Origin of the sequence: Acinetobacter sp. LMB-5 (assembly GCF_001541635.1) — a bacterium.
Lineage (GTDB): Bacteria > Pseudomonadota > Gammaproteobacteria > Pseudomonadales > Moraxellaceae > Acinetobacter > Acinetobacter pittii.
Map to the genome: position 1 here is coordinate 1 of NZ_LRDR01000009.1, position 24352 is coordinate 24352.

The window sequence follows — 24352 nt, forward strand, 5'->3', positions numbered from 1 at the left end:
TACGTGTGGCTTATTACGTTCAAACTTGGCTTTAGCCATGATGATCTTCCTTTATAAACTACTCATGGAGGGTCACCCCATGAGCACTTGGTTTTTAACTAAGAAATTAGTTTGGGCTTATAGTAATCGAAAGATTACTCGTCGTCACCTTTTTTACCGCCAGCTTGGAATTTAGCGATGATGCCTTCAGCCACGTTACGTGGAGTTTCAGCATATTTAGCAAATTCCATAGAGTAAGTCGCACGACCTTGAGACATAGAACGCATTTGAGTCGCGTAACCAAACATCTCAGCAAGAGGAACTTCTGCACGAATTGCTTTTGTTCCACCAGGAAGATCGTCCATACCTTGAACCATACCACGACGACGGTTTAAGTCACCCATGATATCGCCCATGTAGTCTTCTGGAGTTTCTACTTCAACTTTCATGATAGGTTCAAGAAGGATAGGATCTGCTTTCATGAAACCATCACGGAAGGCATAAGAACCTGCCATTTTGAACGATAATTCGTCAGAGTCGACGTCATGGTAAGAACCATCGAATAATGTCGCTTTAATACCAACAACCGGGTAACCAGCCAATACACCATTCTTCATACGTTCTTGAATACCTTTGTCAACCGCGCCAAAGAATTCTTTAGGTACTACACCACCAACAACTTCTTCAACGAATTGGTATTCTTTACCAGCTTCTTCAACATCAAGCGGTTCAAGACGTACATATACGTGACCAAACTTACCTTTACCACCAGTTTGACGTACGAACTTACCTTCTTGTTCAACAGACTTTTTGATCGTTTCACGGTAAGCAACCATTGGTTTACCAATGTTAGCTTCAACACCGAATTCACGCTTCATACGGTCAACAATGATGTCAAGGTGAAGTTCACCCATACCAGCAATAATTGTTTGACCAGATTCTTCGTCTGTACGAACACGGAACGATGGATCTTCTTTAGCCAAACGACCTAAAGCGATAGACATTTTTTCTTGGTCTGCTTTAGTTTTTGGTTCAACAGCCAATGAAATTACTGGCTCTGGGAACTCCATACGCTCAAGAGTAATGATGTTTTTCTCATCACATAATGTATCACCAGTTGTAACGTCTTTAAGACCTACACACGCTGCGATATCACCTGCACGGATTTCATCAAGATCTTGACGTTCGTTCGCATGCATTTGCACGATACGACCGATACGTTCACGCTTAGCTTTAACTGGGTTATAAACCGGATCACCTTGTTTAAGAACACCAGAGTAAACACGTACGAATGTTAAGTTACCTACGAATTTGTCGTTCATGATTTTGAACGCAAGCGCAGAGAACGGAGCTTCGTCAGATGCTTCACGAGACGCTTTAGTTTCGTCTTTGTCGTCAAGGATACCTTCGATCGCTTTAACTTCTGTAGGTGATGGTAAGAATTCAATTACAGCATCCAACATACGTTGAACACCTTTGTTCTTGAACGCAGAACCACAAAGCATTACTTGAATTTCAGAAGCTAATGTACGAGCACGTAAACCAGCGATGATGTCTTCTTTAGAAAGATCACCTTCTTCTAGGTACTTGTCCATTAATTCTTCAGAAGCTTCAGCCGCAGCTTCAACCATTTTTGTACGCCATTCGTTAGACGTATCAACTAGGTCAGCTGGGATATCAGCATATTCAAACTTCATACCTTGAGATGCTTCATCCCAGATAATCGCTTTCATTTCGATAAGGTCAACAACACCCTGGAATGTATCTTCAGCACCAATTGGCACAACGATAGGAACAGGATTACCACCTAAACGAGTTTTAACTTGCTCAACAGCACGGAAGAAGTTTGCACCAGTACGGTCCATCTTGTTCACGAATGCTAAACGAGGCACTTTATATTTGTTCGCTTGACGCCATACAGTTTCAGACTGAGGTTGTACACCACCTACAGCACAGTAAACCATGCACGCACCGTCAAGAACACGCATAGAACGTTCAACTTCGATTGTGAAGTCTACGTGTCCCGGGGTGTCAATTACGTTGATACGGTGTTGTTCGAATTGGTTACCCATACCAGACCAGAAACAAGTCGTAGCAGCTGAGGTAATTGTAATACCACGCTCTTGCTCTTGTTCCATCCAGTCCATTGTTGCTGCACCGTCGTGTACTTCACCAATTTTGTGAGATACACCTGTGTAGAACAAAATACGTTCAGTTGTAGTTGTTTTACCTGCGTCAATGTGCGCAGAAATACCGATGTTACGGTAACGAGTAATTGGGGTTTGGCGAGCCATGATGTCTACATTCCTAAATGTTATATTTAAAACAGGACGCACCAATTAAATTGATGCGCGCGAATATCCAAACAGGCAACTTAAATACCTGCAAAGCCCCCACTTTGATAGAGAGCAATGTTGAATCGAGCTGCTGTACGCATGAATATTCTCCTGAATAAGGCCTGTTTTATCCGCTTAGAAACGGTAGTGAGAGAAGGCTTTGTTAGCTTCAGCCATACGGTGCACATCTTCACGTTTTTTGATTGCTGCACCTTTACCTTCAGCTGCATCAAGCAACTCACCAGCAAGACGTAAAGCCATCGTTTTTTCAGAACGCTTAGCAGCAGCATCTACTAACCAACGCATAGCTAAGGCAGTACGACGGGATGGGCGCACTTCCATAGGTACTTGATAAGTAGCACCACCAACACGGCGTGCTTTTACTTCAACCATAGGACGAACTTTTTCAAGAGTAGTCTCGAAAAATTCAACTGGGTCTACTTTGTTTTTTTCTTGAACGCGTTCTAAAGCACCGTAAACGATACTTTCTGCAATAGATTTTTTACCATCTTGCATTACGTGGTTCATGAATTTAGCGATTGTTTGGCTGCTAAATTTTGGATCTGGAAGGATCTCACGAGCAGCGACTACGCGACGTCTTGGCATTTTAATACACCTAATAATATGACACTTCAGGATGATCCAGCAGTTTGTACAAGTGTCATGTACACGACGCTGGCCTTACTATACGTCGCTTGAATTACAAATCTATGAAGAATTCAAACAAGCGAAACGCTAAAGGGCTTATTCGACTAGTTTCCTAGAATTACTTCTTAGGACGCTTAGTACCGTATTTAGAACGTGATTGATTACGATCTTTAACACCAGCACAGTCTAATGAACCACGAACGGTATGGTAACGTACACCCGGTAAGTCTTTAACACGACCACCACGGATAAGAACAACACTGTGCTCTTGTAAGTTATGGCCTTCACCACCGATGTAGCTAGATACTTCAAAACCTGAAGTTAAGCGAACACGGCAAACCTTACGCATAGCTGAGTTAGGTTTTTTAGGTGTAGTTGTATAAACACGTGTACAAACACCACGACGTTGTGGACAAGCCTTCAACGCAGGAACTTTGGATTTTTCAACCAAAGTCGTACGACCCTTACGGATCAACTGATTCGTTGTTGCCATATGGCAATTCTCCCGTTATTAAAAAACCTTAAAAAGAAAATACCTCTTTTTAAGGGCACATAATTGTAAGCCAAGATGCAAAAATGGTCAACACGGCAATACTTACCAAATGTTGACCATATCAATGTTTGACAGCACGATTTACAAATTTAAATAGAGGCTATTTTTACTTTTTAAACCTTCACTTTGTAAGCGTATTGTTAAGAGTATTTTTTATCTTCCAATATCTCGTCATCATCCTCTGGTGTTAGAGCAGGCTTTTGCTCAGTATGCTCATGTTCTGTCACATGTTTGTCAGCAAGTTTTTCTAAGCCCTTATGAACATTTTCCTGAACTTTCTCTTCACTTTTTTCGCTTTCTGTAGGTTTTAACACAATAGATACTTTCGAGATTACCTCGTGATTTTCTACTTTATGATGATGAGCAGCATGAATGTTGCCATCTTCACCCACATTTAAAAGTCTTGGGCTTGCTTTTTGAATGAGTGTAACCGCAGCATAATAAGCCTGTAGTGGAGATAAATGCTCACTTGGATGTTCGTTTAAATAATGTCTTGCAGCTCCAAAAATTGCCTGAGCTTTATGTCCTACATCTTCTTGTAATTTCCAGCTATATACTGCACTTAAAACAGCGCCTGCAACTGGAGTAAACTTACCAAAAGCTGAAAGTTTAGGAATACGATTTAACCATTCCCATTTAAACTCCCCTTCTTCATCTGTTAACCAGTTCTTTAAAGTATCTATATCTGTGGTTGAACCTAATACTTGCTGAAATTGATGAATATCTTGAGTTTCCAACATATTTCGCAATGTTTTTAAAGCCAACAAGAGAGTTTGTTTCTCTGCAATCAAGCTAATGTCAACTTCTTTAAAAATAAACTCAACAACATCTTGGTCTGCTACCTCCAGTAGATCAAAGCCATGTGACCTTCCTGTCTGGTAAATAGTTCTTAAGACCAAAACTAATGAAACTGGAATATCTACAGCTGCACCAACGACACCTGATACACCTGTAATTGCACCTTGTACAGTCGCAATGAGCTTGTTTTGTTCTATAAGCGCCTGACTTAGACGTTGAGAACGACCTGTATCTTTAGTTAATTCAAATAAATCTTTAGCACCCGCTTCTTCTAGGATTTTTTCAGTTAAGGTACTTTTTGAACTAAAGTCATTTAACCAATTAAATAAATGGCCTGAGATTTTTTCATCCCAATCTGGCGAAAGAAATGTAGCAACACCATTTACTTTTTTAAAATGTCGACCAAATACCTGACGTGTGACTTTTGGTAAATGTTCTCTTAGCATTTGTTGAGGACTTTCATATTGCTCAACTTCAAATGGGCTTTTTGTTCTCGATCTACCTTCAACAGTTTTTCCAGTTGGGATTGGTTCAATTACCTTACTTACGTCACCTGATTGGTTCTGTTGCAAGATACTCAATCCTGTAGAACTGAGCTTTTTAGCCACTCCGAAGACCTGAGAAAACAAATTGTCAGATTGATTATTATTAAATTTTGTCATCAAGTACCTCGATTTTTTAATTTATCTAATTAGAGATAAATACTAGGTGGAATGTGGATTTATCTCAACTTGAATGTGTGTATTTTAGTTAACCCTAAATGCAACATACTATGTATTTGGTTATTTTTTTTAAATGTAAAATTGTCATAAAGATTTGCCATAAGAAATAAAAATCCTTTCTGCTATCATGTTAACAACGAAAAACATGAGTCCCGTTTTCTTACAGCTATATTCTCCTATTCATTTTCATAGCTGTTGAACACGATAGACTCTTAAATATCACCATAAAGGGACCTGTAGATGAAACGTGTTGTAATCACTGGTATGGGTATTAACTCATGTATCGGTAACTCTTTAGAAGCAGTTACTCATTCACTTCAAAATGGAATCTCCGGGACACGTTTTAACCCAACTTATGCTGAACTCAATTTTAAAAGTCATGTCAGCGCTGCTGCAGAACAAGACTTTGATAATATCGACCGTAAATTAAAACGCTTCATGGGCGTATGTGCGATGTATGCATACAACGCTGCTGTAGCTGCAGTTGAACATGCAGGACTTACTCCTGAACAACTTGCTGGTAATCCACGTTATGGTATTGCAGGTGGTTCAGGTGGGGGCTCAACTGCTTCTGTTGTTGAAATGACAGAATTATTAGAGACTAAAGGCGCACGTAAAGTGGGTCCATTCTTCGTACCACGTAACATGTCAAACACCATTACTGCAAACGTAGGTGTTGCATTTAAACTACAAGGTATTTCACATACTATTACAAGTGCTTGTGCAACTTCTGCAGATGCAATTGGTTATGCGTACAACTTAATTCAACTTGGCAAACAAGACCTTATGCTTGCTGGTGGCGGTGAAGAAGATCACTGGTCTCAAAGTTTATTGTTTGATGCAATGGGCGCACTTTGCTCGAAATATAACGACTCTCCAGAAACAGCATCTCGCCCATATTCAGCAGACCGTGACGGCTTCGTTATTGCTGGCGGTGGTGGTTTTGTAGTACTTGAATCACTTGAGCATGCGCAAGCACGTGGTGCGAACATTTTAGCTGAAGTAGTAGGTTATGCTGCGAACAGTGATGGCGCGGACATGGTTGCTCCAAGTGGTGAAGGTGCTACACGTTGTGTATTAATGGCACTTGAAGAAGCTAAGCAACATGGCGTAGAGAAAATTGACTATGTAAATACACATGGTACTTCTACTCCAGCTGGTGACATTACAGAACTTAAAGCAATGGAACGTGCATTTGGTGAAGGTAACGTACCTCCTCTTAGCTCAACCAAATCTATGACAGGCCATAGCTTGGGTGCAGCTGGTGTACAGGAGGCTATTTACTCTGTGCTAATGATGCAAAATGACTTTATCGCACCAAACATCAACGTGACTGAACTTGATGAAGGTGCAAAACCTTTTGATATCGTACTTGAAAAACGTGATGCAAAATTGAATACTGTAATGAGTAACAGTTTTGGCTTTGGCGGTGTTAACGCTTGCCTTATTTTCAAGAAGTGGGATGCATAATCCCACCTAGGATTATCGATGGATGCACCTTCTGATGCTTTTTTGTGGGTAAAAGCATTACATATTATTGCCGTGGTTTGCTGGTTCGCTGCTTTGTTCTACTTACCACGTCTATATGTTTATCATGCTATGAGTGAAGATGCTGCAAGTCATCAACGCTTTGAGGTAATGGAACGTAAGTTGTATCGTGGAATTATGTGGCCTTCGATGATTGCTACATTAATTACCGCCCATTTCCTTGTAGAGTGGGGTGATGCAACTCGACATTACCATCAAGCAACTTGGTTTTACCTCAAAGTTGGATTAGTGGCTTTATTAGTGATTTATCATTTGGTATGTGGCTATTATCGTAAAAAGCTTATCGGAAATGCTCACTATAAATCACATAAGTTTTGGCGCTTCTTTAATGAAATGCCAACCTTAATTTTATTTGCTGTTGTGATTTTAGTTGTTGTAAAGCCTCAGTTCTAACTGGGGCTTTTGCTTTTCTTCTCTAAGAAGTCTTATATTCACAATAATAAAAACATGAAATTCATTTAAAGTTTTATGAAAACAGAACTATAAAATTAATAAATAGCCATGGCTCTTTATTTAGCAACACATGATCTATACTATGCTAAACAAATAGATGAACTCATCTAATGGCAAAGCTATGCTAACTTTTAATGCCCTTAAACGCTTAACCCATACACCATTTATTCTTCTTACACTTTTTATTTTCCGTCACTTAAAAAACTATCCGATTAGACATCTGACTGCTCAAGAAAAATTATTGGCACAAATGGTTTTCGGCGACATGCTTGATTGTGAACGGCCTAAAATTATTGCTACGCGCTACCTCCCTTGGCAGAGTTGCGGTATTTTCATGGCCCCAAATGGGAATATTTATGTCAATACTGCTGATTACAGTGAAAATTACGCTTTAGAATCTAAGTTTATGCAGGGTATTTTTATTCACGAACTCACACACGTCATGCAATATCAAAAAGGCATTCATGTCCTACTTAAAGGTGCTTTATTACAATCAGCCTATTACCTCAGCTTTAAAAGTTACAATCCCTACAAATACACCTATCACCCTGACAAGGCATTTAGTACGTATAATATTGAACAGCAAGGCGAAATTGCGCGCGACATTTGCTCTGGAAAAATCCCAAATATTATCTGTTCACCTCAACTTCATTTGTAACTAAATAATCAATCTCACTTTGAACGTAACATTTTTTGCGTAATGTAAATGAGAATTCTTATAAATCAGAAATACTTATCTAAACTATAAAAGTGCGCTTATTCAATTCAAATTATTGAAAAAAATAGAACAGACTTATTCCAAATTAGCTTGTGATAAGGCAGTATACAAACAATAAAAATAATGAAGCCTGTTTCTATTCTATACAGAAAATCTCGTTATTTTTACGCAGAAAATATGGGATTGGTATATATTATTGATCTTGACATTTTTGTTTACTATTTTAATTGTTTACTATCGTATCATACACATCGTTGAAAAATTATATCCATAAAAATCAACACTGTGTGTATCTATATTCGTTATGATCTAGGATTAGGTTTGAATGAAAAGTTTTAAAGTTGCCCTTGCTCAGTTTTCTCCGCATATTGGCAATATTGACTCAAACACCCAAAAGATGATTGAGCAAGTAAATCAGGCGAAAAAACAAGACGCTGACCTGATTATTTTTCCCGAGCTTTCTGTTATTGGTTATCCAGCTGAAGATCTATTGTTACGTCCAAATTTAAATAAACGTATGCAAAAGGCTTTTGCACAACTTGCCGAAGTTAAAGATATTGTTATGGTTTTCGGGTTCGTAAACCAGACAGAAGATGGTCAACGTTATAATTCTGCTGCTGTCATGAAAGACGGTCAAGTTTTGGGTGTTTTTAACAAACACAATTTACCAAACTATGGCGTCTTTGATGAAAAACGCTATTTCCAAAAAGGCCATCAGCACTTAGTTTTTGAATATCTTGGGCATAAGTTTGGTGTATTAATCTGTGAAGATATCTGGTCAATTAACACTGTCAAACAGTTGAGCCAATTAAATGTTGATACAGTTCTTGTACTCAACTCATCACCATATGAAGTCGGCAAACCACAACACCGTATACAGACCTTGAGTGAACTTGCAAAACAACTTCATCTAAATATTGTTTACGTTAACCAAGTGGGCGGACAAGACGATTTAATTTTTGATGGTACAAGTTTTGTCAGCAATCAAAATGGTGAAATTGCTTTACAAGCACCAAGCTTTAAAGAAGACATTTATATTGCTGAATTTGATCGTGATACAAAGTTATTTAAAGTCACTGAGTCTGCTCCTGCATTAGAAACATTCGCAGAAATCTATCAAGGTTTAGTCATGGCAACTCGTGACTATGTAGAGCGCTCAGGCTTCCCTGGTGTGATTCTGGGTCTTTCTGGTGGTATCGACTCTGCCCTCACACTCGCAATTGCTGTTGATGCAATCGGTGCAGAAAAAGTGCAAGCTGTAATGATGCCTTATACTTATACTTCTCAAATTAGTGTAGAAGATGCGGCTGAACAAGCTCGCCGTATGGGTGTGACTTTCGGTATTGCTGAAATTCACTCAATCGTAAATAGCTTCATGCAAACCTTGTATCCTTTCTTTGGTAATTCACCAGCTGACGCAACTGAAGAAAATTTACAAGCGCGTGCTCGTGGCACATTACTTATGGGCTTATCAAACAAGTTTGGTAATTTAGTCCTTGCTACAGGGAATAAATCTGAACTTTCAGTTGGCTACTGCACACTTTATGGCGATATGGTTGGTGGCTTTGCGGTTCTAAAAGATGTTTATAAAACTATTGTGTTTGAATTAGCAAAATACCGTAACAGCTTAAGCGAAACTCCGGTTATTCCTGAGCGTGTGATTACTCGCCCACCTTCAGCAGAACTTCGCCCAGATCAAAAAGACCAAGACTCTTTACCAGCATATGATGTATTGGATGCCATCCTTTACGCATATATTGAAGAAGATTTAGGTCAGGCCGATATTATTGCCAAAGGTTTTGATAAAGAAGTTGTTGAAAAAGTCATCCGTTTAGTTGATCGTAATGAATACAAACGTCGTCAAGGTGCGATTGGCCCGAGAATTACCTCTCGTGCATTTAGTCGCGAACGACGTTATCCGATTGTCAACGGTTGGACAGCGAATGACTGAGCAGAAAAACTCATCAAAAACTACAGCACTTGCTCAAGCACTTTTGCTTGAGCAGGTGGAATTTTTCAAAAAACAATTATCTATAGAAAACTCACCTATTTATTTCCAGCAGTTCATTCAGTTATTTATGCAACATGCTGACGAAATCAAGCTACACGAAGTTGTTGATTTAGAGCAACTACAAGCCGTTGTGAAACGCTATGCTTTTGAAATGCAGCTAGGTGCTGGTTTACTTGAATTTATTGGGGAAATTGCACAGCGTATTTATTTATCTGCGATGAAATCGCCAATTCAGTTACAAGACTTGGTCTCTGACCATCAATTTGAAATGTGGCTCTCCAAATTTTTAGAAATGGAGCATATTCCTCATTATCTCAATCAGTTTTTAAGAACTAGCCCTTCTGTACAACAGCTTTGCCAATATATTGCAACCTCAACTCTAGAACAAAAATTACCAAAACTTCTAACTGCATCTAGAATAGATGACTACCATTTTGAATGGCAACATAAGCTCAAAAAATTCTCTTTTTTACAACAACAACGCCTCGAGCATAAACTTGAAACTTGGATTGCCAGTTTTATTCATGAGCAACTTACAGAATTAAGTCTTTTATCGAGTGAAGATTTAGAAAGTTTAGTACGTCATGTTTGGGAAGATATTAGACATAAAAAAATGTATGAGTTTATGAAGCAGCTCACTCCTCTCGATGTTGAAGAGTTTTTTGTTTTAATTTACGAATACTGGAAAGAATTACGCCAGTCACAATTTATGCAAGATCTGATTTTGTATGGCGTGGAAGTTTTTTATGACTTTTATAAAGATCAGAGTTTATTTGAAGTATTAAGTGAGATTGGGTTAACCGAAAGCGACTTACAAACCGAAGCTTTACGTTTTTATCCGAAGGTTATGGATGCCTTTAATGAACACGGTATTTTAGAACCATTACTTCAAGCGCTTTTAGCTCCTTTTTATCAAAGCTCAAAAACACTCGATATGATTGAAAAACATTTTAATGAGTAAAAAATAGATAAAAAGAAACCACGCAGGAGCGTGGTTTTTAAAATGGTGGCTATGACGAGACTTGAACTTGTGACCCCCGCATTATGAGTGCGGTGCTCTAACCAACTGAGCTACATAGCCGTAAACTGTGTGCGCATTATCTATAGTTCTGTATAGCAGGTCAATAGGTAAAAACCCTTAATGCCCATCAATTGAACAAATAAGATTCAGATCATCATTATTTGTTCTTTTTTTAGCATTTTTTTGCTTTAAACAATTGATCGGCCACAGAAATATATTAAAGATCTAATATTAGTTTTTTACCTTTAGCTCTCGACACACAAATCATCATGCTCTTCTGTGAAGCCTTTTCTGCATCACTTAAGTATTGATCAAAGTGATCTGCTTCGCCTTCTAAAATAGCAGTTTCACATGTACCGCATACGCCTTCGCGACATAAGCACTCCACATCAATATTTAATGTTTCAATAGCTTGTAAAATCGTCTGATTACTTTGTACTTCAATTTCCTGATTAGATTTGGCAAGTACAACCGTAAATGCTTCCCCATCTTCAGGAACTGTTGAAGCGAATTGTTCCCAGTGAATGTACTCATCACGATAACGATGCTTATTACAACAATCAACCACAGCATCAATCATGGGTTTCGGCCCACAGACATACACGTGTGTGCCTTTAGGTTGTGATGAAATCAATTCATCCAGCTTTAATGAGCAGCCTTCTGAGTCAACATAACTAAACACATGTTCTGCATGTTTCTGCTTTAACTCATCTAACAAAGCCGCATGTTCAGGTGAGCGGTAAGCATAATGTAGCTCAAAATCTGCACCACGTGCTGCAAGCTCGTCCATTTGAGGTAAGAATGGTGTAATACCAATTCCACCTGCAATTAAAATATGTTTATTGCCTGTTTCAGCTAATCGAAATAAATTTTTTGGTTCTGAAATCTGAATTTCACAGCCTTCATTACACTGATCATGCATAAACACTGAACCACCCTTACCTTCCACATCTTTACGAACACAGACTTGGTAAGTTGATAAATCTTGCGTACAGCTCATCAATGAATACGCATTTGAAAGCTGTTCATTCATTTTGACAATAATATGGCTTCCCCCACTAAATCGAGGAAAGTTCTGCCCATCTTGACGTTTGAACGTAAACCGTTTGATTAAAGGGGTTAGCTGTTCTACACGAGTAACAACCGCTGGGAACATTTCATAATGATTAGCCATATTAGAATCCTTCTTTTACCGCATATTCTTGTTGTTAGGGCTTATCCTTAAAGCCCTAAACACATGTATTTAATGGTCATAAATTCTTCAAGACCATATTTTGAGCCTTCACGCCCAACACCTGATTGTTTCACACCACCAAATGGTACAACTTCATTTGAAATTGCTGTGGCATTCATACCGACCATTCCATATTCAAGCTGTTCTGACACTCGCCATAAACGTGAAATATTTTCGCTATAAACATACGCAGCCAAACCAAAGATAGTGTCATTTGCTTGAGCAACCACATCTGCTTCATCTGTAAAGCGAATGAGTGGCGCAACTGGACCAAAAATTTCTTCTTGGACAATTTCCATGGTCCGGTCAACGTTAGTTAAAACTGATGGTTCATAAAAGGTTTGCCCTAAAGCATGCTGTTTGCCGCCGCAAGCAATTTTAGCGCCTTTGCTCACTGCATCATCAATCAACTGCTGTGCTTTCAAAACTGCTTTTTGATTAATTAATGGACCAATTTGCACACCATCTTCAAGTCCATTACCGACTTTAAACTTTTGTACTTCTTGTACAAACTTCTCGGCAAAAGCTTGATAAATATTGTCATGTACATAAATGCGGTTAGCACAAACACAGGTCTGGCCTGCATTACGGAACTTGGCAAAAATCGCACCTTGTACAGCTTTATCTAAATCGGCATCGTCAAATACAATCAAAGGAGCATTTCCGCCCAACTCAAGCGCCAATTTTTTAATGGTGCTTGAACACTGCTGCATCAATAAACGGCCCACTGGCGTTGAGCCAGTAAAGGTCAATTTCTTCACTTTTTCATGCGAAGTAAATACAGAACCAATTTCTTGAGATTTACCAGTAACAACATTAATTACACCAGCTGGAATACCTGCTTTTTCGGCAAGTTTCGCAATCGCTAAAGCACAGTAAGGTGTTTCATTTGCTGGCTTAATCACTATCGTACATCCAGCTGCTAAAGCTGGTGCTGCTTTACGCGTAATCATAGCAATTGGGAAATTCCACGGCGTAATAGCAGCCACAACACCCACAGGTTCTTTACTAATAATAAAACGCTGCTGATTATTGACGGTTGGAATCACATCGCCATAAATACGCTTGCCTTCTTCGGCAAACCATTGAATAAATGATGCAGCATAACGCACCTCACCTTTCGCTTCTGCCAAAGGTTTGCCTTGTTCAATGGTCATAATTAAAGCAAGTTCATCGGTATGTTCGAGAACCAGTTTGTACCAAGCCAATAAAATATCTGCACGGTTTTGGGCAGTTAAAGCTTTCCAACTTTGTAAAGCCGTATAAGCAGCCTCAACTGCTTGAGTCGCCTCAGCCGCTCCCATATTTGGAATTGTGCCAATTTCTTCGCCTGTTGCAGGGTTAGTCACTGGAACTGTTGCATTTGACTGTGCAGCTAGCCATTGCCCGTTAATATAGGCTTGTTGCTCAAATAATTCTGTGCTTTGTAAACTCAACATATCATCTTCCTAACTGAAGAATCAGGTGTAAGTGATATTTACACCTGAATAAATCCATTTGTTTTATTTATGATGCTGCGCCACTAAATGTTGGAAGTAAGCAATACCATGCTCACTAATTCCTGAACGTTGCTTATCAGTCATAATACGGCCTTGACCTCGATAACCACGTGATTTCAAACCACGTTGTACGCTTTCGACCAAGTTCAAATCTTCAGGACGGAATACATTGCGATACCACTCAATCAAATCTTTCTGATCTTGAGTGAGCTCTTCGTTCGTGAAGTAAATATCGTAATGCTGCAAAGTCGTTTCTGCATCTACTGGAAACTCATAGATCACCGTCATGAAATTGCTGCCCGGTGGTACGTTGAACATCGTGCAAGGCCAAGTCCAGAAACCATGAAATTCAGGATCAGTGACCGATGGATCAAGCTTGAATGACTTCTCAGATGAGCGAGCAAAGCCATATTGCAATGTCCAGTTTTGATGTGTGGTATGCCAATATTTATCAACTTGTACCGAATCGGCAAAGCCCGGATGTGCAGGCCCACAGTGATAACACTCTAGATAGTTATCGACAATCACTTTCCAGTTTGCCGGCGTTTCTGTCACAAAACGTGCTGCCAGTTTCAAATCTTTAATTACGCTACATGCTTGATTTAAACGCTCAGCAAATTCCGGAAGTTGGTCTTCTACACAAGTCGCATTTTCATCCATATTAATGAAAACAAATCCCGCATATTCCTCAACTTTTAAAGGCACCATGCTTGAGTTTTCTTTGTCAAAAGATTCGACATGGTCACAGTTACGCGCCAAGGCTAAGCTACCGTCTAGCTTAAAAGTCCAAGCATGGTATGGGCAGGTAATTACATTTTTTGCTTTACCACTACCACTTAAAAGCTCGTGACCACGGTGCGGACATACATTATAAAACGCACGTAAAACACTATCTTTACCACGAATGATGACAATATTTTCACCAATTACTTTACGGGTAATATAGTCATTCGGTTGTGTCAATTCACTGCCATGTGCAACACAAATCCAGCTTTTAGCAAAGATTGCTTCTTTCTCATGCTCAAAAACTTGCGATGAAGTATAGAAAACTTTAGGGAAAGTCCATGCAACATCTGGGTTTGCACAAAAATCTTCAGGTAATTTTTCAACTGCACTCATGTTATTACTCCATTAAATTCTTTTCGTCCAAATGACTCGATATTAAATTGATGTCTTTTCGACACTGCCAAACATGCGGCGTATCGCACTCAGCATGTTTTGATATAACTGTTGAACTTCAGGGCAATCACGCATGAGACGTAAACTGCCATGTAATAAACCTTTGCCTAAATGGAACTTGTTAGGGATACCTGCTTGTTCCAATTTTTGGGTAAGGAAATAACCGTCATCACTTAAAGGGTCATATTCTGCAACTGCCACAAAACTTGTAGGCATATCTGAAAAATCAGTTGCCAATAAAGGTGCTAGACGTAAATCCTGCCAATCTTGTGAATTCGGTGCATATTCCTTTAAATAAAAATGCATATCTTCTGTTGTTAACAACGGCGCATGGGCATGCTTTTGTGCGGCTGGTGTATCGAGTGCTGTAGTTAAACACGGATAAACCAAAGCCAGACCTTGAGCTTGCATACCACTATGCTGTAGATGCACTGCAAGGGCTGCTGCTAAGTTACCGCCTGCACTATCGCCTGCTAGAACGATATTTTCACTATCAATCTGCCAGTCAGAACCATGCTCTTTAAGCCATTGATAAAGTGCTAAACAATCTTCAAAAGCTGCCGGAAAGCGATGCTCTGGTGCCATGCGGTAATCCACACTAATGACAACTGCATTTAAGTCCTGACATAAATAACTGGTAATAAACTCATGTGAATCGAGGCCACCCACCATCCAACCGCCACCATGTAAATACAATACACATGGCCAACCAGCTTCAGGTCGTTTAGTTTTTGGTGAATAGATGCGAACAGGCACTGAATGCTCTGCATTTGCAACAACTCTATCTTCTACTTCGATCTTGCCATCACAAGGCAAAGTGTAGTGTCGACACATCGCGTCATATGCCGCGCGGACTGAGTCAATATCTGCATCTGCTGGTGAATAAATGCTGCTCCAATACACAAGGCTTTGCATTTCTTCACTTAAGGCATACGTAGTCTGTTCACATGTAGTCATTACTGTTCCCTCTAGCTGGTTTTTCTGTCCAGTTTGATTGAGCTTGCAAGCTCAAGCTGCATCCGTTTTGCATGTTCATCTTGAGTCTGGTTTAAACCAATTTCCGCATCATCATAACCTTGTTGCTCAATTAAATGTGATGGGACTTTGGCATAATCCTGAATCAACCATTTCACTAAGCCATAGGTTTGAATCAGAATAATCACAATAAATGGTAAAGCCGTCACAATAGTTGCTGTTTTCATTGTGTCTAAAGGTGCCTTACTAAAGATCATGGCAATCGGAACCAAAGTCAGCATGACACACCAGAACAGACGGGCATTTGGCGATGGATCTTGCCCTTCACTTAAACCGCGTGTACATGTTGCTGAAACCGCATACCCAACCGCATCCATATGTGCTGCCAAGAACACCACCATAATGCCGAGGAAAATCCACATCATCAGCTTTCCAGCAGGTAATAGGCTGAGCAATTGACCAATTGCAACCTCACCACCCTGTTGGCTTAAGATTTGCGGTACATTTACAGCCCCATGAATAAAGCTATAAACGCTGTAGTTTTCAAACACACCAAAGATGAACCAAAGACCAACACTACCGCCAATTACCATGGCAAAGATCACTTCTTTAATAGTACGGCCTTTAGAAACACGCGTTACAAAGAGTGCCACACCCGGTGCATATGAAATCCACCACAACCAGTAAAATACAGTCCATTCACGGGTGAACTTGCCATCACCCATTGGGTCGGTAAACAAGCTCATGTCGACAAAGTTGGTTGCCATTAACCCGAAACTCATTAATGAATTATTCAAAATGAATTGAGTCGGACCAAAGCAAAGTACATAAATTGCAAACAGCACCACACCTAAGCACACCATGTGACTTAAACGTTGCATGCCCTTGTCCATACCTACATACGAACTGAGTGCAAATAGAACCGAAACACCCAAAATAATGATGACTTTGGTCATAAAGGTATTTGGGATACCTGTGAGTTGAGACAAAATATTGGTAAATGTCACGGCAGTGAGTACAAGCGAAATCGTTAATGCACCAAACATGCAAAGCAAGAACATTAAGTCGACTAAACGCCCAACCACACCTGTTGATTTAAAGCATGTTACCGCTTCAATCACAGAAGCCAAACTTAAGCCTTTGTTTTTTCTAACATGGTAGCTGTAGCACAAAGAAATTGATGCCAAAGCATAAATTGCCCATGCACTTAAACCTGAGTGAAAAAACGAGTAAGCCACGCTATATTTCAATGCTTCTGCTGACTCAGGCGGTAAGCTCAAACCCGGAGTTTGATAATAGTAAGCCCAGTCCAAAAAGCCCCAGTACAATGTAGAAGACCCGATACCCGACAAGATGAACATAAAAATCCATGACATCGTGGTGTATTGAGGCTTTCCTTCACCTAGTTTGATTTTGCCGTATTTACTAAAAGCTAGACCAAAAGTAAAAATAATGGCTAAAAAAGCAAACAGTAATACTGGGGTGGTAAATACCGATGTCGTCCACTGCATCCATGTTGCAGCGATCTTGATCGACTCTTGCGAATAAATCGCCAAACCAGCAACTGAAATAAATACAAACAGTAAACTGGTTACGGCAAGAACTTTATCCGTATAAATTTTTGTGTTTTGATTATCCATATCCATACATCCATTTTTGGATGGCGTTATTCCATAGCGAACACGTCCATTTTAATTTGGGCTACACACGATGCAATTGCATCTCCTACCTCATAAGTTTTTGCCTGACCGCCGATATCGGCTGTCTTTGGCCCATTAATTAATACATTCTCAATCGCCTGCATAATGTCCTGACCTGCTTGAATGCAGCGTTCATCATCTTCGCCAAAGAATTCGAACATCATGGCACCTGACCAAATCGCAGCGATTGGGTTGGCAATTTGTTTACCGTAAATATCTGGTGCTGAACCATGTACAGGTTCAAACAATGATGGGAATTTTCTTTCTGGGTTTAAATTTGCCGAAGCAGCCAAACCAATAGTTCCTGTACATGCAGGGCCTAAATCGGAAAGAATGTCGCCAAATAAATTCGATGCAACAACCACATCAAAGCGTTCAGGTTGTAAAACAAAACGAGCTGCTAAAATATCAACGTGCTGTTTATCGGCCTGAATTTGTGGATATTGTTTTGCCATCGCATCAACGCGTTCATCCCAATACGGCATGCTGACGGCAATACCATTTGATTTGGTCGCTGCTGTAATTTTTTTCGCGTCACGCTGATTTGCAAACTCAAATGCATAACGCAAAATGCGATCTACGCCATGACGTGTAAATACAGCTTCTTGTAAAACAAACTCTCGATCTGTTCCTTCAAAAGCCTTACCACCAATGGCTGAGTATTCTCCTTCACTGTTTTCACGGACCACGTAGAAGTCGATATCGCCCGGTTTTTTACCTACTAGGGGACATTTAACACCCGGCATTAAGCGCACTGGACGTAAATTCACATATTGGTCAAAACCGCGACGGAACTGGAGCAGCGAACCCCATAGTGAAATATGGTCAGGTACTTTATCTGGCCAGCCTACAGCGCCAAAATAAATTGCATCGTAGCCCTGCAAAGTTTCAAACCAGTCATCTGGCATCATTTTGCCGTGCTCAAGGTAGTAATCGCAGCTTGCCCAATCAAATGCATCTAACTGAAGCTCAATACCATGCTTCTCTGCTGCTGCCTTTACAACCTTAATGCCTTCTGGTAGAACTTCTAAACCAATGCCATCGCCTGCAATCGTGGCAACTTTATATCTTTTTGCCATAAGCTTCCTTCACACCTTCGACTAATATCCTTGTATGGCTTAAACATGATGTTTTAAGCAAAAATGATCAACAACAGAACTATCACTCCAATGGACACGGATCGTGAATAATCTACCTAACCTATCGGATTTAAAGGTTTTTTGCACAGTCGCCAAACTAAAAAGTTTTGTCGAATCTGCTGAGGAACTCGGGACATCGCCAGCTTTTATTAGCAAGCGAATTAATATTTTAGAAAACACCTTAAGCTGCAAACTTTTTCATCGCAGCACACGTCATGTTAGCCTGACAGAAGATGGCAAACTCATTCTTGAGAGAGTTTCAAATATTCTTGAAGAATTTGATGAAGTCTGTGAACTAGTGAACAACCCACTCAGTACACCCACGGGTCGTATGGATATTATTAGTAGCTTTGGTTTTGGCAGAAAGCATATCGCACCAATTCTGTCTAAACTAATGATGCTCTATCCAAAACTTCAGATTCATTTTGACACCATCGACAATACCAAAGACCTGATTCAACACAGTATTGATTTAGACATCAGAATTGGTAATGAAATCGCACCGAATATGATTGCGAAGAAGCTGGCGTCTAATTTTAGAATTTTGTGTGCGGCGCCAAGTTATTTACTTAAACACGGAGTACCGGACAGCATTGAAGACTTGCAAACACATGATTGTTTGACGATTAGTGAGCGTGATCAATCGTCTGTGCTATGGAAATTTAGACATGCTTCTGAAGATGTCTCAGTGCATATCAAACCACGTTTTGTTTCAAATAACGGCGAAATTATTCATCAGCTTGCCATAGAAGGCCACGGGATTATTTTCCGATCAATTTGGGATGTTGCAGATGAATTAATTACAGGTCAACTCCAACACATTTTGCCCGAATATTGGCAAGATGCAGATGTTTGGGCAGTTTATCCATCACGACTCAAAAGCTCATCTAAATTGCAAACCTGTATTTTGTTCATTCAAAACGAATTGCTCAATCGTTTACAGCACGTTCAAAACCTAAACCGAGGACAGCTCATTTCTCCAGCAGTTAAACGAGAACCGCCGCCTGAAAAAGTCTTTCTATAAAAAAAGCCCTAAGTGAGGCCTATTCACTTAGGGCAATCGTTTACTTTTAAATTTTAGAAATAATATCCAATTGAAAGATAGAATAGTTTATCCCAATCATTACGACTACCTTGTGCAAGGCCCTCAGCCCCACCGCCCACCATTGGATCATTTTTACTCATAATGTATTCGCCCTGAATACCAATGGCTTTGTAATTAAAATAAACCCCTGCAATTAAACGCTCAGAGTCTTTATATCCATCCTCATCTTTGAAAAAGCGGCTATGAGAGATATAAGGTTTAATATTTTCAAGTTTGTGAAATGGCTGAGCAAAGGTATAGTTAATTTCATTGACTAGATATTTGCCTTTGTTAGCGACTTGATACGGGTAATCAAATGCTCCAATGGTTGAGCTATTTGGCAATAAATTATCGCCATTAGTGACATCTTGCTTACCTGCTAAGAACATCCATTGCCATGCTTGATATTGCGTTTGAGCAAATACATTCCATGATTTGCGGTGTCCATCTTCATCTGTTCTTTTATTTTCTAAATCAGAATACCAGACTGAACCTCCTAACTCGGTCGAAAATTTTTGAACTTTATCAAGTTCAAATTTTCTAGAGGCTCGCGCAATCCACATATTCTTTTCTTCAATGTTGGTTCCTACCGTCAAGTCATCAGCTTCAACGAAATTACCGCTGTATCTACTTGAGTCTTTTGACGTTCCCTTATAGTTTCCTCCATCAGTTGGATAGAAACCTAAGGTCAAATTGTATTTATCATCTGCAAATTTATATTTAATCCCCAGATTATCAATATCTTCTAAACCAACGGTATTTAAAAGCGTTTCGTAATAACTACTTCCCCAAAATTCACCAAAGCCAAAATCAACGGGTTGCAAACCTGCCGTGATTCTCTGCTGATCAGATAATTTATAACCTACCCAAGCTTTTTTTAGAAAAATCGCATCACACAAGCGATCATATTGATAACAACGAGCATCTGCCCCTGCAATCCAATCTGGATTTTCATAACCTAGCACTAATTTAATATCAGTTAATCGCCAGTCATCATTTTGAGAACCTTCATTTGCATCAACCACATAATCTTTATGCAAATAACGAGAACGTACTGCGCCAGAAACTTTAAATTGTCCCGATTCCAAAGTTGGATCTCCCCAACTTAAATCAGCCGCAGAAGCCTCTACTCCCGCCGTTAAGCTTAAAATTCCTAAAAATAATAATGACCTTTTCATGTCTTCAACATCCTTGTTAAGTGTTATAAGAACATGAAGAAATTGATCTAGACAAGCAATGCCATAACTATAAAGTCGGTCTTTACAAACTGTGTTTAATCAAAAAATGAGCATAAAAAAAGACCACGCAGGAGCGTGGTCTATAAAATGGTGGCTATGACGAGACTTGAACTTGTGACCCCCGCATTATGAGTGCGGTGCTCTAACCAACTGAGCTACATAGCCGAAAACTGTGCGCGCATTATCTTAACTTCTTTAACGCACGTCAAGAAAAATTTTAAATAAAATGAGGTGAAGTGAGCCTATAAGCCGGGTTCTGTCGAGGATGGTCATTCCTCTAGGCGTACAATCACTCATACGCTCAAGCGACCTACCCGAATCCAGTACGGGCCGTACCTCAGGATTCCTATTTGGTCTTGCTTCTGGTGGGGTTTACCATGCCGTGAACTGTTACCAGACACGCGGTGCGCTCTTACCGCACCCTTTCACCCTTACCTCACGAATGAGGCGGTCTACTCTCTGCTGCACTTTCCGTCGGCTTTCACCGCCCAGGCGTTACCTGGCACCCTGCCCTATGAAGCCCGGACTTTCCTCCCCTGCTTCAGTCACGAAGACCTCCACAGCAGCGACCATCCAGCTCACTTCAGGGGCGCATATTAACAAATTTATTTACTAATTGCTTGTGCTTTTTTGAGCAATTAATTTTTTATATTTGTCGAATAGCTCATCTTCCGTTTCCACATGCTGCGGATCTTTAGGAATACAGTCCACTGGACAAAATAACTGACATTGCGGCTGGTCATGATGACCAACGCATTCAGTGCATAAATCTGGATGAATTTCATAAATCACTTCACCCATGAAAATAGCTTCATTTGGGCAAACTGGTTCACAAACATCACAGTTTATGCATTCATCGGTGATATATAACGACACTTTACCAACCTTGTTGATGTTTACGTTCAAAGGCCTCAACCACAGCTTGCGGAACAAACTTGGTTACATCCCCTTTTAAACGAGCAATTTCCCGAATTAATGTCGAAGAAATAAATGAATACTGCTCAGATGGTGTTAAAAATACTGCTTCAAAATGTGGGTCAAGTTGACGGTTCATATTGGCAAGTTGAAATTCATATTCAAAATCAGAAACTGCTCTTAAACCACGAAGTACTGCTGTTGCCTTTTGCTCTTTGAAAAAATTAACCAGTAGACCATCAAAGCCTACAAATTCAACATTTGATAAATGGCTGAGTGATGTTTGGGCCAGTTCAACTCTCTCTTCTAGACTGAACAAAGGGTTTTTATGATGTCCAATTGCAATTGCTACTACAACCTCATCAAACATTCTTGATGCTCTAGTAACTAAATCAACGTGTCCATTCGTGATGGGGTCAAATGTTCCAGGATAAATTACACGCGTTTTAGACATCCGCTAGTACTCTAATTGTATTGTGAACCTATTTTAGCAAAAGTTATACATCAGGCGAAATATTGACGTGCAGGAAAAACTTCACCTTAGCATCAGTTTACGGCACAATAGGGGCAATTGTGGAAGTTTGAATTATGGCGAAAGCAACAGTAGTAAAGAAACATAATGGCGGAACCATCGCACAAAATAAACGTGCCCGTCATGATTATTTTATCGAAGAAAAATTTGAAGCTGGTATGTCTTTACTCGGCTGGGAAGTAAAGTCTTTACGTGCTGGTCGCATGAGTTTGACAGAAAGTTATGTCATTTTTAAGAATGGTGAAGCGTTTTTATTTGGTGCACAAATTCAACCGCTCCTTTCAGCATCTACTCATGTAGTACCTGAAGCTACACGTACACGTAAATTATTATTATCACGCCGAGAACTAGAAAAGCTGACAGGTTCAGTTAACCAAAAAGGTTACTCATGTGTTCCTTTAGCATGTTACTGGAAAGGTCACTTGGTTAAACTTGAAATCGCGCTTGTGAAAGGTAAACAGCTTCACGACAAACGTGCGACTGAAAAAGATCGCGATTGGCAGCGTGATAAAGCTCGTATATTTCATAAGTAATTAAATAAAAAGCCTCTTTTTAGAGGCTTTTTTATATCGCGGAATTTATTAATTTAATCTATATAAGAGTCCAGCAATATATTCGCCAAACCATTTTGCAGTATCTAAATCGCCTTGTGGAGGAGTAATTTCAACAGGCGCATTATCTGACTGTGTCATTAAACCTAAACAACTCGATAATCGGTTTAAATCTTTTTCACTATGCCCAGTCGTCATTAAAGGTAAACCTGACCAAAGCATGCCATGTTGCATCGCAAAAATATTTAATTGTTGTAATACCGCCAGTTTATCGCCACTCAACCCACCTGAGTTTGCAAATCCAGCTGCAAGCTTCCCTTGCCACAAACGCTCTTTCCAACGTTTAGAAGTACTGTCCATAAACTTTTTAAAGTCAGCGGTCATACTCCCCATATAGGTAGGCGAACCAAAAATAATACCGTGCGATGCATCAAGTGCATCCCAATCAATATATTCAATATTCATTAAATGTACTTTTACACCCATCACCTCTGCCCCAGCAGCAATAGCGGAAGCTACCTTCGCGGTATGACCATATGGACTGTGGTAGACAATAGAGAGATGTTTTTCAGGCAAAGACATAAGATTAAAATTTTGAGCGATTTTTTCTATTTTATCATTTTATTAACACTTGCTAAACCTTCATCTATAAATATGAAATATAAGGTTTTCACTACTGCATACTATAGAAATATTTTCAAATTAAATAAAAAACTCTCCTATTTTTAATAAATATAAAATAAGAGAGTCATTTAAGGAAGTTATCAAAACTTACATAAAAACAAACGTAGCCATACGTCCTGTCTTCGCATCACGACGATAAGAAAAATACTCATCACCCTGTTGATAAGAACATTGATCTCCACCTAAGACTTGTTGCACACCTAGACTTTGCAAAATAAAGCGAGCAATCGCATATAAGTCTGCATGAAATTTATTTGGAGCCACGCCCTCAACAAAGGCTGTTTCCAACTCTGGATATTTATCACAAAAAGCAGTTTTTACTTCAGCCCCAATTTCAAAACAAGGTTGGCTGATTGCAGCCCCTAACCATGCCCAAGTTGGAGGATTCTGCATAGCGACCACTGTATTTTCAATAATGCCACCTGCTAAACCACGCCAACCGGCATGCAAATTAGCGACTTCGGTTCCTTCGGCATTTCCCAACACGACAGGTAAACAATCAGCCGTCATCATCATTAAAGCATGACCTTTTGTTTGGGTGACCAAACCATCGCCGATTAAAGCTTTAAAAGGAATTTGTTCATTTACAGTATGGCAAATCGTACTATGCGTTTGGGTCATCCATGTCATTTTTTTAACACCAAATTTCGCAAACTCATCTAACAATATCATTCGATGCTGTTGAACACGCTGTGGCTCATCTTTGACATGTAAAGCCAAATTAAAGCCAGATAATTCAAGTTGATCCGTTGGTAATGCCAAAGGATGTTGAACACGTGTCTGCCCTACAAATACGCCTTGAGGTAAACCTTGAACAAATTCCATATGTACGTCC

Annotated in this window: 22 protein-coding genes, 2 tRNA genes and 1 other RNA gene; 7 read left to right on the top strand and 18 right to left on the bottom strand. The window is 39.7% G+C overall.

What is annotated here, in order from left to right:
• Positions 1 to 134 precede the first annotated feature (134 nt).
• The 4 genes from fusA to AW165_RS13400 form a co-directional block, all read right to left on the bottom strand.
• Positions 135 to 2273 (bottom strand): elongation factor G, encoded by a 2139-nt coding sequence (gene fusA / locus AW165_RS13385; RefSeq protein WP_002120436.1) that lies wholly within the window; start codon positions 2271 to 2273, stop codon positions 135 to 137.
• 177 nt (positions 2274 to 2450) lie between these two features.
• Positions 2451 to 2921 (bottom strand): 30S ribosomal protein S7, encoded by a 471-nt coding sequence (gene rpsG, locus AW165_RS13390; RefSeq protein ID WP_001138055.1) that lies wholly within the window; start codon positions 2919 to 2921, stop codon positions 2451 to 2453.
• A 160-nt stretch (positions 2922 to 3081) separates the two neighbouring features.
• Positions 3082 to 3456: a 30S ribosomal protein S12 gene (rpsL, locus tag AW165_RS13395; RefSeq protein WP_002050319.1), complete on the bottom strand. Its 375-nt coding sequence runs from the start codon at positions 3454 to 3456 to the stop codon at positions 3082 to 3084.
• Between the two features lie 200 nt (positions 3457 to 3656).
• The gene (locus AW165_RS13400) at positions 3657 to 4976 is read right to left on the bottom strand and encodes an EcsC family protein (RefSeq protein ID WP_002120376.1); all 1320 of its coding nucleotides are present in this window, start codon (positions 4974 to 4976) and stop codon (positions 3657 to 3659) included.
• Between the two features lie 300 nt (positions 4977 to 5276).
• Here AW165_RS13400 and AW165_RS13405 point away from each other — a divergent pair, with 300 nt between their 5' ends.
• The 5 genes from AW165_RS13405 (at position 5277) to AW165_RS13425 (ending at position 10727) form a co-directional block, all read left to right on the top strand.
• Positions 5277 to 6506 carry a beta-ketoacyl synthase N-terminal-like domain-containing protein gene (locus tag AW165_RS13405; protein WP_002120440.1) on the top strand — a complete coding sequence of 410 codons (1230 nt, stop codon included), beginning with the start codon at positions 5277 to 5279 and terminating at the stop codon, positions 6504 to 6506.
• A gap of 18 nt (positions 6507 to 6524) precedes the next feature.
• Positions 6525 to 6977, top strand: a complete 453-nt coding sequence (hemJ, locus tag AW165_RS13410) for a protoporphyrinogen oxidase HemJ (RefSeq protein ID WP_002120291.1) — start codon at positions 6525 to 6527, stop codon at positions 6975 to 6977.
• A 157-nt stretch (positions 6978 to 7134) separates the two neighbouring features.
• Positions 7135 to 7695 (top strand): hypothetical protein, encoded by a 561-nt coding sequence (locus AW165_RS13415; protein WP_060466104.1) that lies wholly within the window; start codon positions 7135 to 7137, stop codon positions 7693 to 7695.
• A 385-nt stretch (positions 7696 to 8080) separates the two neighbouring features.
• Positions 8081 to 9706: an NAD+ synthase gene (locus AW165_RS13420; protein WP_060466105.1), complete on the top strand. Its 1626-nt coding sequence runs from the start codon at positions 8081 to 8083 to the stop codon at positions 9704 to 9706.
• Positions 9699 to 10727: a hypothetical protein gene (locus AW165_RS13425; RefSeq protein ID WP_005070922.1), complete on the top strand. Its 1029-nt coding sequence runs from the start codon at positions 9699 to 9701 to the stop codon at positions 10725 to 10727. Before AW165_RS13420 ends, AW165_RS13425 begins: the two co-directional genes overlap by 8 nt.
• Before the next feature lie 43 nt (positions 10728 to 10770).
• On the opposite strand, the gene AW165_RS13430 is transcribed toward AW165_RS13425, so the two are convergent.
• From AW165_RS13430 to AW165_RS13460, 7 genes are all read right to left on the bottom strand, one after another.
• Positions 10771 to 10847: transfer RNA gene (locus AW165_RS13430), tRNA-Met, on the bottom strand.
• Between the two features lie 157 nt (positions 10848 to 11004).
• Positions 11005 to 11961 carry a carnitine monooxygenase, reductase subunit CntB gene (gene cntB, locus AW165_RS13435; RefSeq protein ID WP_060466106.1) on the bottom strand — a complete coding sequence of 319 codons (957 nt, stop codon included), beginning with the start codon at positions 11959 to 11961 and terminating at the stop codon, positions 11005 to 11007.
• Between the two features lie 47 nt (positions 11962 to 12008).
• Positions 12009 to 13460, bottom strand: coding sequence for an NAD-dependent succinate-semialdehyde dehydrogenase (locus AW165_RS13440; protein ID WP_060466107.1), 1452 nt, complete (start codon positions 13458 to 13460; stop codon positions 12009 to 12011).
• 63 nt (positions 13461 to 13523) lie between these two features.
• Entirely contained in the window at positions 13524 to 14639 is a 1116-nt protein-coding gene (cntA, locus tag AW165_RS13445; RefSeq protein WP_060466108.1) for a carnitine monooxygenase subunit alpha, read from the bottom strand.
• Between the two features lie 42 nt (positions 14640 to 14681).
• Complete coding sequence (locus tag AW165_RS13450) at positions 14682 to 15656, bottom strand: alpha/beta hydrolase (RefSeq protein ID WP_060466109.1); 975 nt, start codon at positions 15654 to 15656, stop codon at positions 14682 to 14684.
• A gap of 11 nt (positions 15657 to 15667) precedes the next feature.
• Positions 15668 to 17320 carry a BCCT family carnitine transporter gene (locus AW165_RS13455; RefSeq protein ID WP_081410662.1) on the bottom strand — a complete coding sequence of 551 codons (1653 nt, stop codon included), beginning with the start codon at positions 17318 to 17320 and terminating at the stop codon, positions 15668 to 15670.
• Between the two features lie 20 nt (positions 17321 to 17340).
• Positions 17341 to 18453, bottom strand: coding sequence for a tartrate dehydrogenase (locus AW165_RS13460; RefSeq protein WP_005803190.1), 1113 nt, complete (start codon positions 18451 to 18453; stop codon positions 17341 to 17343).
• 103 nt (positions 18454 to 18556) lie between these two features.
• On the opposite strand from AW165_RS13460, the gene AW165_RS13465 reads away from it, so the two are divergent.
• Positions 18557 to 19537 (top strand): LysR family transcriptional regulator, encoded by a 981-nt coding sequence (locus AW165_RS13465; RefSeq protein ID WP_004710275.1) that lies wholly within the window; start codon positions 18557 to 18559, stop codon positions 19535 to 19537.
• A gap of 53 nt (positions 19538 to 19590) precedes the next feature.
• On the opposite strand, the gene AW165_RS13470 is transcribed toward AW165_RS13465, so the two are convergent.
• The 5 genes from AW165_RS13470 to coaD all read right to left on the bottom strand — a co-directional run bounded on the left by AW165_RS13470 (position 19591) and on the right by coaD (position 22204).
• The gene (locus AW165_RS13470; protein ID WP_060466111.1) at positions 19591 to 20775 is read right to left on the bottom strand and encodes a porin; all 1185 of its coding nucleotides are present in this window, start codon (positions 20773 to 20775) and stop codon (positions 19591 to 19593) included.
• 148 nt (positions 20776 to 20923) lie between these two features.
• Positions 20924 to 21000 (bottom strand) — tRNA-Met (locus AW165_RS13475).
• A gap of 64 nt (positions 21001 to 21064) precedes the next feature.
• Positions 21065 to 21420: RNase P RNA component class A (rnpB, locus tag AW165_RS13480), an RNA gene on the bottom strand.
• 27 nt (positions 21421 to 21447) lie between these two features.
• The gene (locus AW165_RS13485) at positions 21448 to 21711 is read right to left on the bottom strand and encodes a YfhL family 4Fe-4S dicluster ferredoxin (protein ID WP_005070936.1); all 264 of its coding nucleotides are present in this window, start codon (positions 21709 to 21711) and stop codon (positions 21448 to 21450) included.
• 1 nt (position 21712) lies between these two features.
• A complete protein-coding gene (coaD, locus tag AW165_RS13490; protein ID WP_005070938.1) occupies positions 21713 to 22204 on the bottom strand; it encodes a pantetheine-phosphate adenylyltransferase in 492 nt (163 codons plus the stop codon).
• A 134-nt stretch (positions 22205 to 22338) separates the two neighbouring features.
• Here coaD and smpB point away from each other — a divergent pair, with 134 nt between their 5' ends.
• Positions 22339 to 22815, top strand: a complete 477-nt coding sequence (smpB, locus tag AW165_RS13495) for an SsrA-binding protein SmpB (RefSeq protein WP_002120348.1) — start codon at positions 22339 to 22341, stop codon at positions 22813 to 22815.
• Positions 22816 to 22863: 48 nt separating this feature from the next.
• On the opposite strand, the gene AW165_RS13500 is transcribed toward smpB, so the two are convergent.
• Together AW165_RS13500 and pgeF are read right to left on the bottom strand one after the other, a co-directional pair.
• A complete protein-coding gene (locus AW165_RS13500; protein ID WP_060466112.1) occupies positions 22864 to 23415 on the bottom strand; it encodes a flavodoxin family protein in 552 nt (183 codons plus the stop codon).
• 189 nt (positions 23416 to 23604) lie between these two features.
• Complete coding sequence (pgeF, locus tag AW165_RS13505; protein ID WP_060466113.1) at positions 23605 to 24342, bottom strand: peptidoglycan editing factor PgeF; 738 nt, start codon at positions 24340 to 24342, stop codon at positions 23605 to 23607.
• Positions 24343 to 24352 lie beyond the last annotated feature (10 nt).

Excerpts from the sequence above, each read along its gene's own strand:
- pgeF (WP_060466113.1), bottom strand. The coding sequence starts at position 24,342 with ATGGAATTTGTTCAAGGTTTACCTCAAGGCGTATTTGTAGGGCAGACA.
- cntB (WP_060466106.1), bottom strand. The coding sequence starts at position 11,961 with ATGGCTAATCATTATGAAATGTTCCCAGCGGTTGTTACTCGTGTAGAA.
- AW165_RS13500 (WP_060466112.1), bottom strand. The coding sequence starts at position 23,415 with ATGTCTTTGCCTGAAAAACATCTCTCTATTGTCTACCACAGTCCATAT.
- rpsG (WP_001138055.1), bottom strand. The coding sequence starts at position 2,921 with ATGCCAAGACGTCGCGTAGTCGCTGCTCGTGAGATCCTTCCAGATCCA.
- AW165_RS13420 (WP_060466105.1), top strand. The coding sequence starts at position 8,081 with ATGAAAAGTTTTAAAGTTGCCCTTGCTCAGTTTTCTCCGCATATTGGC.
- AW165_RS13400 (WP_002120376.1), bottom strand. The coding sequence starts at position 4,976 with ATGACAAAATTTAATAATAATCAATCTGACAATTTGTTTTCTCAGGTC.
- coaD (WP_005070938.1), bottom strand. The coding sequence starts at position 22,204 with ATGTCTAAAACGCGTGTAATTTATCCTGGAACATTTGACCCCATCACG.
- rpsL (WP_002050319.1), bottom strand. The coding sequence starts at position 3,456 with ATGGCAACAACGAATCAGTTGATCCGTAAGGGTCGTACGACTTTGGTT.
- hemJ (WP_002120291.1), top strand. The coding sequence starts at position 6,525 with ATGGATGCACCTTCTGATGCTTTTTTGTGGGTAAAAGCATTACATATT.
- AW165_RS13460 (WP_005803190.1), bottom strand. The coding sequence starts at position 18,453 with ATGGCAAAAAGATATAAAGTTGCCACGATTGCAGGCGATGGCATTGGT.
- AW165_RS13415 (WP_060466104.1), top strand. The coding sequence starts at position 7,135 with ATGAACTCATCTAATGGCAAAGCTATGCTAACTTTTAATGCCCTTAAA.
- AW165_RS13470 (WP_060466111.1), bottom strand. The coding sequence starts at position 20,775 with ATGAAAAGGTCATTATTATTTTTAGGAATTTTAAGCTTAACGGCGGGA.
- AW165_RS13450 (WP_060466109.1), bottom strand. The coding sequence starts at position 15,656 with ATGACTACATGTGAACAGACTACGTATGCCTTAAGTGAAGAAATGCAA.
- AW165_RS13425 (WP_005070922.1), top strand. The coding sequence starts at position 9,699 with ATGACTGAGCAGAAAAACTCATCAAAAACTACAGCACTTGCTCAAGCA.
- fusA (WP_002120436.1), bottom strand. The coding sequence starts at position 2,273 with ATGGCTCGCCAAACCCCAATTACTCGTTACCGTAACATCGGTATTTCT.
- cntA (WP_060466108.1), bottom strand. The coding sequence starts at position 14,639 with ATGAGTGCAGTTGAAAAATTACCTGAAGATTTTTGTGCAAACCCAGAT.
- AW165_RS13440 (WP_060466107.1), bottom strand. The coding sequence starts at position 13,460 with ATGTTGAGTTTACAAAGCACAGAATTATTTGAGCAACAAGCCTATATT.
- AW165_RS13455 (WP_081410662.1), bottom strand. The coding sequence starts at position 17,320 with ATGGATATGGATAATCAAAACACAAAAATTTATACGGATAAAGTTCTT.
- smpB (WP_002120348.1), top strand. The coding sequence starts at position 22,339 with ATGGCGAAAGCAACAGTAGTAAAGAAACATAATGGCGGAACCATCGCA.
- AW165_RS13405 (WP_002120440.1), top strand. The coding sequence starts at position 5,277 with ATGAAACGTGTTGTAATCACTGGTATGGGTATTAACTCATGTATCGGT.